Here is a 12,486-nt window from a genome sequence, read left to right as displayed (position 1 = left end):
TCAGGCCTCCGCCTGGGTGGGGTGGGAAGGGAGCGCGCGCGGACGGCGGTGCCCGAGCGCGTCGAGGCACGTGGCGACGACCAGCGGCCGCCACGCGGTGGTCCGGTCCGCCTGGTGGGCGGTCAGGGTGAGGACGGCCAGCGCCGCGACGGCCCCGATCACCCGCACCAGGCGCTCGGCGTCGGCGCCGTCGTCGCCGGGGTCGACGCCGAAGGCCTCGAAGACGGCGTCGGCCGGCCCGCCGGGCTCGTGCTCCCCGCCGTCGGGCAGCTCGGTGACCGGGGCCAGGAGCAGCGCGACGAAGCCGGGGTGGCCGAGCGCGAGGTCGACGATGACCTCGACGGCCCGCTGGTCGCGCGCCCGGCCCGGCGGGAGGTGCCGCACGCCGTCGAGGACCCGCCGGCCCAGCGCGTCGGCGTGCGCGAGGACGGCCTCGTGCAGCGCGTCCTTGCTGGGGAAGTGGTGCAGCAGGCCGGCCTTGGACAGCCCGACGGCGCCGGCGACGTCCTGGATCGAGGTCTTGGCGTACCCGCGGCGGGCGAACAGGCCGGCGGCGCGGTCGAGGATGCCCTCGTCGATCTGCTGCCGGAACGGTCGTGCCACGGGACGGGACGGTACGCCACGACCGACCGACCGAATCGGTCGGTCGGCCGTCCGATCCGGTCGGGTGGGGTGCATCACGTCCCGCCGGCCGGGAGTCGCCGAGGGATCGGCGGCGCGCCGCGCGAGGATGACGTCATGACGACACGCACGAGGGTCGGGCCGGCGGACGCGCGGTCGTGGCTGCTGGTCAACGGCGCCCGGCCGGACCTCTTCGACGAGCGCTACGCCTCCCGCGCCGACCAGGTGGTCCTCGACATCGAGGACGCCGTGGACCCGGCCCGCAAGGACGAGGCCCGCGACGGCGTCGTCGCCTGGCTCGGGACCGCCGACCGCCACGCGTGGGTGCGCATCAACGACCGCTCGACGCCGTGGTGGGAGCGCGACGTCGCCGCCCTCGCCGGCCTGCCCGGGCTGGCCGGTGTGGTGCTGGCCAAGACCGAGGCCGCCGAGCACGTCACCGAGACCTTCGACCGGCTCGGCGGCGCCACCCCGGTGCTGGCCCTCGTGGAGTCGGCGCTGGGCATCGAGGAGGCCGTGGACATCGCCCGGGCCCGCGGCACGTTCCGGCTGGCGTTCGGCAGCGGCGACTACCGCCGCGACACCGGCACCAGCGCCGACGACCTGGCGATGGCCTACCCGCGGTCGCGGCTGGTGGTGGCCAGCCGCATCGGCGACCTGCCCGGGCCCATCGACGGGCCGACGGTGAGCACCAGCCACCCGGTGCTGCGCGAGCAGTCGGCCGTCACCGTCTCCCTCGGGCTGACCGGGAAGCTGTGCCTGGACCCCGACCAGGCGCCGGTCATCAACGAGGTCATCAGCCCCGCCCCGTCCGACGTCGCGTGGGCGCAGGCCTTCCTCGCCGACTTCGAGGCCCGCGGCCAGGTCATCCGGGACGGCAGCGACCTGCCCCGGCTCGGCCGCGCCCGCAAGATCGAGCGGCTGGCCCGCACCTTCGGCGTCCAGCCCGCCTGAGGCTGCCAGCCAATTCCCAGGTGACCCTCGGGGGGACGGCAGGTCCGGCCCCCAGCCTCCGCGTGACGCCACGAGGAGGAACCGATGCCCGCACCCCCCGTCCGCCGGACCGGCCCGGGTCCGCACGGCGACGGCGGCCCCGGCCCGGTCCCGGGACGGCGGGCCCGGTGACCGCCCTCGCCGCCCCCGGCCTGCTCGCCGCCCCCGGGCCGTCGCTCGCCGACCACCTGGCCACCCACGGGCCGCAGCCGCGGGCCGACGCCGCCGCGCTCGCCGAGGCGGCCGCGCTGACCGGCCGCGGCGGTGCGGCCTTCCCGACGGCGGTCAAGGTGCGGGCGGTCGCGGAGGCCGCGCGCCGGACGCGCCGGGCCCCGGTCGTGGTCGCCAACGGTGCCGACAGCGAGCCGACCGCGCTCAAGGACCGGGCGCTGCTGACCGGCGCGCCGCACCTGGTCCTCGACGGGCTGGTGCTCGCCGGCCGCACCCTCGGGGCGACCACCCTGGTCCTGGCGGCCACCCCGGCCGGGCTGCCCGCCGTCGCCCGGGCGCTGGCCGAGCGGGGCGAGGCGGTGCGGCTGCACCCGGTGGCGCCGTCGCTGGTGGCGGGGGAGGAGTCGGTGCTGGTCGCGGGCCTGGGGGGCCGGCCGGCACCGCCGCGGGCGGAGGAGCCGCCGGTCCGCGTCCGCGGGGTGGGCGGCCGCCCGACGCTGGTGCTCAACGTCGAGACCCTGGCCCGGCTGGCGCTGCTGGCGCGCGGGGTCCCCGAGGCGGCCGGCCGCGCGCTGGTCACCCGGCGCTGGGAGGCCGCAGGGGTGCCGCACGCCGACGTCGTCGACGTCGGCACCGACGCGGGCAGCCGGCTGGCCGACCTGCTGCCGCTGGGCGGGGCGCGGGCGGTCCTCGTCGGCGGCTACCACGGCAGCTGGGTGTCGGCGGCCGCCGCGCGGGCGCTGACCCTCGACGCGGCACACCTCGCCGTCGCCGGTGCGCGCCTGGGCTCCGGTGTGCTCGCCGTGCTGCCCGGCGACCGCTGCGGGCTGCTGGAGACCGCCCGCGTGGTCGAGCGGGTGACCCGCGACTGCGCCCGCCGGTGCCGGCCGTGCCTGGACGCGCTACCCCGCGTGGCGGCGGCGCTGGCCGTTCTCGCCGCGCCGGCGGCCCCGCCGCCCGGGCTGCTCGACGAGGTGACCCGCTGGTGCGGGCCGGGAACCGGGCGCGGCGCGTGCGGGCACCCCGACGGCACGCTGCGGCTGGTGGCCAGCGCGCTGGAGCTGTTCACCTGCGAGCTGACCGCCCACCGCTACGGCTCGTGCACCGCGACGTCGTGGGCGCCGTTCCTGCCCGCGCCTCCGCATGCCGGGTGAGCGGCTGGAACGGCCCTCCTGCAGGGGCCCGCGCCGAGCGGAGCGAGGGGTGGGGGGCAGGAGGGTCCTGCGCTAGACGGCGACCGCGGTGACGAAGGTGCAGACGCCGTCGCCGGAGGTGGCACGCTGGCGGATGCCGGCCAGCCACAGCAGCCCCATCTCCACGCGGTAGGCCGCCCGCATCGGCCCCTGGTAGAGGGTGTCGCCGGCGGTGGTGACCTCGATCCGGTCGAACCCGGCCAGCCGGACGTGCTCGGTGAGCATCCAGTCGGGCAGCAGCGTGATGTGCCCGGGGGAGTGGTAGTGGCGCGGGCCGAAGATGTAGGGCGCGCCGCGCAGCAGCGTGAGCAGCCGCGAGTGCGGGTGCGTGACGTTGGGCGTGCTCACCAGCAGCTGCCCGCCGGGGCGCAGCAGGGCGCGGATCGAGCGCAGCACCTGCCGCGGGTTCTCGACGTGCTCGAGGGTCTCCACGCAGACGACGAGGTCGAACGGGCCGCGGGTCTCGTCGGTCCACTCGGGGTCGTCGAGGTCGAGCCGGTGGATCCACTCGTGCGGCGGGTCGAGGTCGGTGGGGACGACGTCGATGCCGGCGTCGCGCAGCCGCAGCGCCAGGGCGCCGCACCCCGACCCGACCTCCAGCACCCGCCCGCCGTCGGGCAGCGCGGCGCGGACGAGGTCGGCGGCGTACTCGTGCACCCCCGGGGCGGCGTGGATGCCGTGCCCCCGGTAGGTGCGGACGGCCTCCGTGCGCCGGCCGTCCCGGTGCGCCACGTCCCTCGCGGTGTCTGCCACCGGCCCAGCCTCGCACCCGCCCGCCGCACCCGCAGACGGCACCCGGGGCGGCTGCGGTTGCTGCGCGCGACGCGGTGTCACTAGCGTCCGGCGGGTGCCGTCCCCGCCCCCGGCCGACCTCCCCGGCGCCGGCCCCGACGACGACCCGGTGGTGACCGGCCTGCGCGTCCGGCACGACGCCGGCGCGTCGGTGCGGGAGGTCCGCCGCCGCGTCGCCGCCCACCTCGTCGGCCGCGAGCGCGAGCTCGACCTGCTGCTGGCCGCGGTCGCCGCCGGCCGCGACGTCGTCCTGGAGGGGCCGCCGGGCACGTCGAAGTCGACGCTGCTGCGGGCGATCACCGCCGAGTGGGGCGTGCCGCTGGTCTTCGTCGAGGGCAACGCCGACCTCACCCCGACCCGGCTGGTCGGGCACCACGACCCCGCCCGGGTGCTGCGCGAGGACTACCGGCCGGAGAACTTCGTCCCGGGCCCGCTGGTGCAGGCGATGCGCGGCGGCGGGTTCCTCTACCTGGAGGAGTTCAACCGGGCACCCGAGGACACGCTCAACACGCTGCTCACCGCGATGGCCGAGCGGCGGCTGGCCGTGCCGCACGTGGGCACCGTGGAGGCGCGCGCCACCTTCCGCGTCGTCGCCTCGATGAACCCCTTCGACGCCATCGGCACCACCCGGCTGTCGGCCTCGATCTCCGACCGGCTGGTGCGGCTGGCCGTGGGCTACCAGGACGCCGACGCCGAGCGGGGGATCGTCGCCCGCCGCACCGGCATCGCCTCACCGCGGCTGGTGGCCGACGCCGTCGCGCTGACCCGGGCCACCCGCGAGCGCGAGGACCTGCGCCAGGGCAGCAGCGTCCGCGGCGCGATCGACCTCGCCCTGGTGGCCGCCCAGCTCGCCGACATGCGCGACGTCGCGCTGCCCGACGAGCCGTCACTGGAGCCGCCGCGCGGGCTGCCGGAGGACTACACGGCGACGGTGCTCGACGCGCTGCTGCTGGCGCTGTCGGGACGCATCGCCGTGGACGAGACGGTGGAGTCCACGCCGGAGGCGGTGCTCCGGGAGATCTGGGAGGACCACTTCCTGCTCGCCCCTGCGGCGGCCGGCCCCGGTTGAAGGACGGTTGCGGCCGACTCCCCGGTGACCCGCCGGGGCCGCGGCGGCGCCCCGCGCGGGACCCGGCCGGCGCGCCGCCGGCCCAAGCAGCTCACCGAGCAGCCCTCGCTGTACCGGCCGGTCCCCGGCGGGGCCGGGCTGGCGCTGTCCTCCGGCGACCGGCGGCGCACCCGCAGCGGCGGGCCGGGCGGGGGCAGCGCCCCGGGCACCACCGACGAGCCGGCCGAGCTGGTGCCGCTGGCCGACCTCGGCACCGGCGGCGCCGACGCGGAGACCCGGCGCCGCGCCCGGGCGATCGCCCGGCGGCTGGCGGTGCCGCGCCCGCCGGTCGACCGGCGGCCCCGCCGCGGGGTGGGGGAGCTGCGCACCCTGCCGTGGAACGGCGGCTCCGACGAGCTCGACCTCGAGCGCACCCTCGACGCGGTCGCCGGCAACCCCTACCCGGGGGAGCGGGACGTGCTGGTGCGCGAGCGGGTGCGGCAGCGGCGCTCGGTCGTGCTCGTCGTCGACGTGTCCGGGTCGATGCGCGGGGAGCGGGTGCGGACGGCGGCCGCGGCGGTGGGCGCGCTGGCCGGCGAGCTGGCCCGCGACCGGGTCGGCGTCGTCGCGTTCTGGTCCGACGCCGCGGTGCTGGTCCGGCCCGGGGAGACCGTGCCCCCGCCCGCCGTCCTGGACCTGCTGCTGCGGGTGCCCACCCAGGGGCTGACCAACGTGGCCTTCGCGCTGGAGACGGCGGGCCGGCAGCTGGCGGGCGCGCCGGCCCGCGACGCGCGGGTGCTGCTGCTCAGTGACTGCGTGCACAACGCCGGGCCCGACCCGCGCGCGGTGGCGGCGCGGCTGCCGCGGCTGGACGTGCTGCTCGACGTCTCCGGGGAGCGCGACGTCGACCTCGGCCGCGACCTGGCCCGGCTCGGCCGCGGCCGGCTGCGGCTGGTCCGCGGCTCCGGTGACGTCGCCGCCGCGCTCGGCGCGTTCTTCGCCGACTGAGCGCCACAGCCGGGTCCGGGGAGCCGGGACCGCGGCGAAGGCGCTCGGGGCCGGTCGGTGACGCGGTGGGGACGGTGACGGTCCGTTGACGGTCCTGTGACGGCGTCGACGGAGGATGCGACCCGATCGGCGCCGGAACCCGCCCGTCCGAACCGGGAGGGCGGGGGGAACGAACCGACGAGAAGGCGTCGCCGCTCCCCGGAGCCGACCGGCCAGCACGGCGAGCCAGATCCACGCGCCCGTGCACCGGCCACGGCCCTCCCTCGCCCGTGGACGGTGCCGTGGGGCGAACCCGTACCGAGGTGTGACATGGACCTCCGACCAAGGAACCACGCCCGTCCCCCGAGGCGCGCGGTGGCCACCGCGACACCACCGGCGCCGGCAGGGGACGCTGCCACGACCACCGCGACGACGCCGGGACCGCGCCCCGGAGCCGATCTCCCGGACCTCAATCTGCCCCCGGTCGGGGGCCTGTCTGGGTGGCGTGGCGCGAGGGCACCCTGACGCGGGCCGCGGAGCTGGAAGCGCTGTGTGCATGGGTCCAGCGGAGCAACCCGCGCAGCGACGACGAGGCCCTGGTGCTGGCCATCCGACGTCATCTCACGGCGGCGAGAGAGGCAGCTCGGGTTGCGAGGCTCAACCCGCACAGACGCTTCCGGCTGTTCCGGAACGGCCCGCTCATCGAGCGGGCGACCAGCAACCTCGACGCTGCCGAGGCCCACCTCCTGAACCTCCTGCCGCCCGCGTACGTCCTGGGTCAGATGCCGTGCCTGCTCCGGCACGTGCAGTGCCACCTACCCCCGACGGACCCGCGGCGTCAGGAGTTCGAGGCCATCACCGGGAGGCTGGGGATACGGGATCCGGACCATCCGCAGCTCCAGGACTCGGTGGTTCCGACCCCCGAGGCGAAGCTGCGGATCGTGGACGACGAGCGCCGCAAGATCGTGACGATCGTGAGAGGCGCCAGCTCGGCTGCGCTCCGCGAGCACGTGCGCCTGCGGAGCTTCCGCAACGTGGTGGTGGCGACCACCGTCTTCATGACCGTCCTCGCGGTCGCCGTCGCGGTGACGGGCTTCCTCTACCAGACCCTGTTCCCCGTGTGCTTCGCCCCCGAGGAAGCGGGCATCGCGACGGTCGTGTGCCCGACGAACCAGTCCGGACCCTTCATCCCGCTGGGAGGCCAGCCGCAGCCGGACATACCGCTGCGCGACATCGACGACGTGACGGCGGAGACGGCGCGGCCGCAGGACCTCATCGTGGTCGAGCTCGTCGGGCTCACCGCAGCAGCGATCGCGAGTGCTGCGGCCATCCGCCGCATGAAGGGATCGTCCGAGCGGTACGGCTTGCCCGTTGCACTCGCTGCGCTCAAGCTGCCGACCGGCGCTGTCACCGCGTTCCTCGGACTCCTCCTCATGCGCGGCCAGTTCATCCCCGGCCTCAGCGCGCTGGACACGTCCGCGCAGATCCTGGCCTGGGCACTGGTCTTCGGGTACGCGCAGCAGCTGTTCACCCGTCTGGTCGATCAGCAGGGGCAGACCGTGCTCGACAGCGTCCGGGGCGCGGACAGGCCCCAGCCCGGTCCCGGTCCGGTGTGAGTCCGGAATCGCCCGCCGGCGGCAGGACGGAGCCACGGCGGACCCCTGACATGCCGGCCCGCGGCCGAGCACGGTGCACGGGCGCCCGGCGCGGCGGTTCTAGGCCGGCACGCCGTGGTGGACCACGCGGCCCTTGCCGGTGCGCTTGGCCGTGTACATTGCCGCGTCGGCGCGGGCCATGAGCTCGTCGGCGCCCACCGCCGCGTCGCCGGCGCCGAGGGCGACCACGCCCGTGCTGGCCCCCACCGCGCGGGTCCGGCCGGCGACGGTGAACGGCACGTCCATCGCCGCCGCGATCCGCGCGGCGGCCTCCATCGGGTCCCCGCCGTCCTCCAGCAGCGCGGCGAACTCGTCCCCTCCGAGCCGGGCCACCGTGTCGCCGCCGCGCAGCGCGCCGGTGAGCCGCTCGGCGACCCGGAGCAGCAGCTCGTCGCCGGCCGCGTGGCCCAGGGTGTCGTTGACCGACTTGAAGTCGTCGAGGTCGAGGAACACGACGGCGACGGGCCGCATGTCCCGGGCGTGCAGCGCCAGGGCGTGCTGCAGCCGGTCGAGGAACAGCGACCGGTTGGCCAGGCCGGTGAGCGGGTCGGAGAAGGCCAGGTGCCGCAGCTGCGTCTCGCGGGCGGCGAGGTCGGCGGCGAGGCGGACGTTCTCCCGGACGGTCATGTACTGCCGGGCGATGAGCGCGGCGATGACCGCGGTGGCCGCCACCATCTCCCCGCGCGACAGCGGCGTCCCGGCCAGGCTCAGCGCCAGGGTGGTGGCCAGCGCGGTGGTGACCGGCGCGTAGGGCAGCAGGGAGGCCGCCGCGCCGGCCCGGCCGACCCTGCGGTCCGCGGTCGTGGTGCCGGCCGGCCGGCCCGGGCGGCACAGCCCGGCGACGGCGAGCAGCACGAAGGCCACCGTCCAGCCGGCGTCGGCGGTGCCGCCGTCGTAGCTGCTGGTGGCGGCCAGGTAGGTGAAGGCGCTGTCGGCGACGGCGAGGGCGGTGACCCCCGCGGCCACGAGGTTGAGCGGCCGGCGGTCACCGGAGGTCCGGGTGACCAGGAGGACGGCGAGCACGACGAGGGCGACGTCGGCGACCGGGTAGGCGGCCAGCAGCAGCCGGACGACGACGTCGTGGCCGGTGTCCTCGCGCAGCACCGCGCCCAGCGCCGTCTGCCAGCTGACCAGGCCCACGGCGCCGGCGGTCATCAGCGCGTCGAGGAACCGCTGCCACAGGCCGGTGCGCCCGCCGCCGGCCGGGTGCACGACCAGCGCGAGCACGGCGAGGACGGCGAACCCGAGGAAGCCGACGTCGGCCAGCGACGGGAACGGCGCCGCGCCGCGCAGCGCGAGCACCGTCCAGTACGCCTGCCCCGCGGACCAGGCCGCGCAGGCGCCCGCCAGCAGCCACCAGGCCGCCCGCGCCCGCCGGCCGCCGCACCGGGCGGCGTGCGTGGCGGTGGCCGCCGCGGCAGCGGCGGAGGCCAGCGCCTGGGTGAGGTCGGAGACCAGTGCGGCGCCCGCCGGGGGCAGCAGCGCGGTGGTGAGCACGCCGGCCGTGCAGACGCCGACGAGCAGCGCGCCCAGGGTGCGGGCTGCGGGGGTGCGCGGGGCCATGCCGGTCTGCTTCCGTCGGGCGGGCGGTGTCACCCGTCTGATCGACCCGGCGGCGTCGCGGGTGGATGCCCCCTCCGGGTGAGACCCCGGCGGCCCGTGCGGGGTGCGGCGGGTCCTACGTCGCGCGGGACGCGTCCGGCGGCACGCCGTCCCACAGCTCGTCGAACGCGATGCTGTCGTAGAAGGCGGTGCCGTCGACGACCCGGCCGTCGCGCATCGTCAGGAACCACGCGTAGGTGTTGCGGTAGGTCGTGCCCGCCGTGGTGGTGCCCTCGCCGTCCCACAGCACGACGACCACGTCGCCGTCGGCGTAGACGCCGCGGACGGTGACCGGCCGGAACGGCGCCTCCGGCCGGAACCGCGCGCCGAAGGGGTGCAGGACCTCGTCGCTGAACTCCCGGGCGCTGCCGTACCTGCCCGCCGCCCGCGACCGGCCGACGATCTCCCAGGTCATGTCCTCGGCGAAGATGCTCGTCACGTACCGCTCGCCGCGGGACCACGCCGCGAAGGCGTCGGCCACGATCTCCCGGTTGGTGTCCACCCGTCGGACCCTCCCTGCTCAGGGCTCGGCGAACCAGGCGAAACCCAGGGCCGGCACCACGACCCGGCCGTCCTCCACCCCGAGCGGGCCGTCGCTGCCGTGGACGAAGGCGAAGGTGCCGAAGCCGGTGACGGTGTCGGCGTCGACCGTCCGCGGGGTGGACGCGACGTTGGCCAGCCCGACGAAGGTGCCGTGCCGGGGGTGGCGGCGCCGCCACACCAGGACGGCGTCGTCGCCGGCGTCGAGGACCTCGGTGTCGGTGCCGCCGTCGAGGGCGGGCAGCGCCCGCCGGGCGTCGCCCAGCCGGCGCAGCGCGGTGGCGACGCGGCCCTCGAGGGTGCCGGGGTCGGCGGCGCGGGCGGCCGCGGCCCAGTCCATCGGCGGGCGGTGCATCCACCGGTTGTCGGGGGCCCGCCGCGGGTCCTCGAGGTAGCCGGTGTCGTTGCGCAGCGCCAGCTCGTCGCCCATGTAGAGCAGCGGGATGCCGCCGAAGCCGTAGGCCACCGCGTAAAGCAGGACCAGCCGGCGCAGCCCGGCCTCCAGGGCCGTCTCGTCCCCGCGGTCGAGGGCGTCCTCGATGCCGCACAGCGAGGCGGCCGACCCGGAGATGCGCGCGTCGCCGGTGGCCTCGTTCTCCTGGAACAGCGCGCCGCGGGCGAAGGAGCCGGGGAAGCGGCCGGAGTAGAAGTCGTTGAGGAAGCGCCGGTGGGCGAAGCCGTCCAGGCCGACGGCGGCGGCGTCGGTGTCGGTGACCGCCCAGCCGATGTCGTCGTGGCCGCGCACGTAGGTGACCCACGTGGTGCTCGGCGGGATCGGCTTCATGCGGCCCAGCGCCTGGCGGGCCAGCCGGACCTCGCCGGTGGCCACGCTGCTCCACATCAGCACCATGAGCGAGTTGTGGTACGCCAGCTCGCACTCCGGGCGGTGCCGCTCGTGCGCGCCGAGGTAGGGCACGAGGTCGTCGGGGGCCACGATCGCCTCGGCCTTGAAGACGACGCCCGGGGCGGCCACCCGGGTCAGCGCGTGCAGCAGCTGCAGCAGGGTGTGACCCTCGGGCTGGTTCTGGCAGGTGGTGCCCAGCCGCTTCCACATGAACGGCACGGCGTCCATCCGGAAGACGTCGACGCCGCGGTTGGCCAGCCAGGTGATCTCGCCGAGCATCGCGAGGGTCACCTCGGGGTTGGTGTAGTCGAGGTCCCACTGGTAGGGCCAGAACGTCGTCCAGACCCAGCCGCCGTCCCCGCCGCGGGCCTCGGGCACCCAGGTGAACGACCCCGGCGCCCGGTCGGGGAAGACCTCCGGGATGGTCGCGTCGTAGGCGTCGGGCATCGTCCGGTCGGGGAAGGCGGTGTAGAAGCCGGCGTGGGCGGGGTCGCCGGCCAGCCAGCCCTGCGCCCACGGGTGCTCGCGGGCGGTGTGGTTGAGCACGAGGTCGATGCACAGGCTCATCCCGCGCCCGTGCAGCGCGGCCGCGACCGCCTCGAGGTCGGCCATGGTGCCCAGCCGCGGGTCGACGGCGCGGTAGTCGGCCACCGCGTACCCGCCGTCGTTCTCGCCCTCGCGCGGCCGCAACAGCGGCATCAGGTGCAGGTAGGTGGTGCCGAACGAGGCCAGGTGGTCGAGGTGGTCGGGCAGCCGGTCGAGCGTGCCGCAGAACCGGTCGACGTAGCAGACGTAGCCCTGCACCCGGGACCGCAGGAACCAGCCGGGGTCGATCTCGCGGCGGCGGTCCAGGCGGCGCAGCGGCTCGGGCCGCTGCGCGGCGGCCTGCAGCGCGATCCGCAGCCCGCGGTCGAGCAGCTCACCGGCCCGGTCGCCGTAGAGGACGGCCAGCGCCCCGGTGACGTCGGGCAGCGCCAGCTCCACCCGGGCCAGGAACGCGTCGGCCTCCGCCTCGCCCAGCGCGGCCACCGCCTCGCCGACCAGCCGCTCCGGCAGTGCGCCCGTGGTCGTGCCCTCCCGGCTCATGCGTCCTGACTATCGCGTCCGGGCTCCGTGTGCACACTGGCCCGCATGACCGACCCCCTCCCGCCGGTCGCCGGCGCCCCGCACCCACGCCCCCGCCACGGAGCCGCGAGGTGAGCCGCGCGCTCGTCCTCGGCGGCGGGGGGATCGCCGGCATCGGCTGGGAGATCGGACTGCTGTCCGGACTGGCCGCGGCCGGCGTCGACGCCGGCGCCGCCGACCTCGTCGTCGGCACCTCGGCCGGCTCGGTCGTCGGCGCGCTGCTGCGCACCGGCGCCGACCTGCAGGAGGCCCACGCCGCGCAGCTCGGCCCGGTGCCGGCCGGCGAGCGGGCGGTGCCCTTCGACGGCGGGTCCTTCCTCTCCGCCCTCGCCGAGGCACTGGCCGGGGCGACCGGGGAGCAGGACGCCCGGGCCCGGGTCGGCGCGCTGGCGCTGCGCGCGCGGACGATGCCGGAGTCCGAGCGGCGGGCGGTGATCGCTGCCCGCATCGGGTCGGCCGGCTGGCCCGCGGCCCGGCTGGTGGTCACCGCGATCGACACCGCCGACGGGGGGTTCCTGGCCGTCGACCGCGACACCGGCTGGCCGCTGGTCGACGCCGTCGCCGCCTCGTGCGCCGTGCCCGGCGTCTACCCGCCCATCACCGTCGGCGGCCGCCGGTTCATGGACGGCGGCCTGCGCTCGCCCACCAACGCCGACCTCGCCGCCGGCTGCGACCGCGTGCTGGTGGTGGCGCCGATGGGCGGGTTCCCGGGCAGCCCGCTGGGGCCCTCCCTCGACGACGAGCTGGCCACCCTCCGCCGCGACGGCGAGGTGCACCTCCTCCTCGCCGACGAGGCGTCGCGGGCGGCGTTCGGCGCGAACCCGCTCGACCCCGCCACCCGCGCGCCCGCCGCCCGGGCCGGCCGGGCGCAGGCCGAGCGGGTCGCCGGGGAGGTCCACGCGTTCTGGGGGTGAG

At 77.1% G+C, this 12,486-nt stretch carries 11 protein-coding genes; 6 read left to right on the top strand and 5 right to left on the bottom strand.

Features of this window, described 5'->3' with window-relative positions:
• On the bottom strand, positions 1 to 603 hold the full coding sequence (locus ACI780_RS20640; RefSeq protein ID WP_457005406.1) for a TetR/AcrR family transcriptional regulator: 603 nt from the start codon (positions 601 to 603) through the stop codon (positions 1 to 3).
• A 135-nt stretch (positions 604 to 738) separates the two neighbouring features.
• Here ACI780_RS20640 and ACI780_RS20635 point away from each other — a divergent pair, with 135 nt between their 5' ends.
• Together ACI780_RS20635 and ACI780_RS20630 are read left to right on the top strand one after the other, a co-directional pair.
• Positions 739 to 1,575 carry an HpcH/HpaI aldolase/citrate lyase family protein gene (locus ACI780_RS20635; protein ID WP_457005404.1) on the top strand — a complete coding sequence of 279 codons (837 nt, stop codon included), beginning with the start codon at positions 739 to 741 and terminating at the stop codon, positions 1,573 to 1,575.
• Positions 1,576 to 1,742: 167 nt separating this feature from the next.
• Positions 1,743 to 2,939 (top strand): NADH-ubiquinone oxidoreductase-F iron-sulfur binding region domain-containing protein, encoded by a 1,197-nt coding sequence (locus ACI780_RS20630; RefSeq protein WP_457005402.1) that lies wholly within the window; start codon positions 1,743 to 1,745, stop codon positions 2,937 to 2,939.
• 72 nt (positions 2,940 to 3,011) lie between these two features.
• Here ACI780_RS20630 and ACI780_RS20625 read toward each other — a convergent pair whose 3' ends face one another.
• On the bottom strand, positions 3,012 to 3,731 hold the full coding sequence (locus ACI780_RS20625; RefSeq protein WP_456872311.1) for a class I SAM-dependent methyltransferase: 720 nt from the start codon (positions 3,729 to 3,731) through the stop codon (positions 3,012 to 3,014).
• 94 nt (positions 3,732 to 3,825) lie between these two features.
• Here ACI780_RS20625 and ACI780_RS20620 point away from each other — a divergent pair, with 94 nt between their 5' ends.
• From ACI780_RS20620 to ACI780_RS20610, 3 genes are all read left to right on the top strand, one after another.
• Positions 3,826 to 4,839, top strand: coding sequence for an AAA family ATPase (locus ACI780_RS20620; protein WP_456872312.1), 1,014 nt, complete (start codon positions 3,826 to 3,828; stop codon positions 4,837 to 4,839).
• 24 nt (positions 4,840 to 4,863) lie between these two features.
• Positions 4,864 to 5,826, top strand: coding sequence for a vWA domain-containing protein (locus tag ACI780_RS20615; RefSeq protein WP_457005399.1), 963 nt, complete (start codon positions 4,864 to 4,866; stop codon positions 5,824 to 5,826).
• A gap of 479 nt (positions 5,827 to 6,305) precedes the next feature.
• Positions 6,306 to 7,421 carry a hypothetical protein gene (locus tag ACI780_RS20610; protein WP_457005397.1) on the top strand — a complete coding sequence of 372 codons (1,116 nt, stop codon included), beginning with the start codon at positions 6,306 to 6,308 and terminating at the stop codon, positions 7,419 to 7,421.
• A gap of 99 nt (positions 7,422 to 7,520) precedes the next feature.
• On the opposite strand, the gene ACI780_RS20605 is transcribed toward ACI780_RS20610, so the two are convergent.
• From ACI780_RS20605 to ACI780_RS20595, 3 genes are all read right to left on the bottom strand, one after another.
• A complete protein-coding gene (locus tag ACI780_RS20605) occupies positions 7,521 to 9,023 on the bottom strand; it encodes a diguanylate cyclase domain-containing protein (RefSeq protein ID WP_456872315.1) in 1,503 nt (500 codons plus the stop codon).
• A gap of 115 nt (positions 9,024 to 9,138) precedes the next feature.
• Positions 9,139 to 9,564, bottom strand: coding sequence for a nuclear transport factor 2 family protein (locus tag ACI780_RS20600; protein WP_457005394.1), 426 nt, complete (start codon positions 9,562 to 9,564; stop codon positions 9,139 to 9,141).
• A gap of 18 nt (positions 9,565 to 9,582) precedes the next feature.
• On the bottom strand, positions 9,583 to 11,532 hold the full coding sequence (locus ACI780_RS20595; RefSeq protein WP_457005392.1) for an alpha-amylase family protein: 1,950 nt from the start codon (positions 11,530 to 11,532) through the stop codon (positions 9,583 to 9,585).
• A gap of 110 nt (positions 11,533 to 11,642) precedes the next feature.
• On the opposite strand from ACI780_RS20595, the gene ACI780_RS20590 reads away from it, so the two are divergent.
• Positions 11,643 to 12,485, top strand: a complete 843-nt coding sequence (locus ACI780_RS20590) for a patatin-like phospholipase family protein (RefSeq protein ID WP_457005390.1) — start codon at positions 11,643 to 11,645, stop codon at positions 12,483 to 12,485.
• The last annotated feature ends 1 nt before the right edge of the window (position 12,486 follow it).

The sequence above is a fragment of the Geodermatophilus sp. SYSU D00814 genome, from assembly GCF_054050055.1.
The sequence above is the reverse complement of the archived record's forward strand: the minus strand, read 5'-3'. Positions and strand labels throughout refer to the sequence as shown.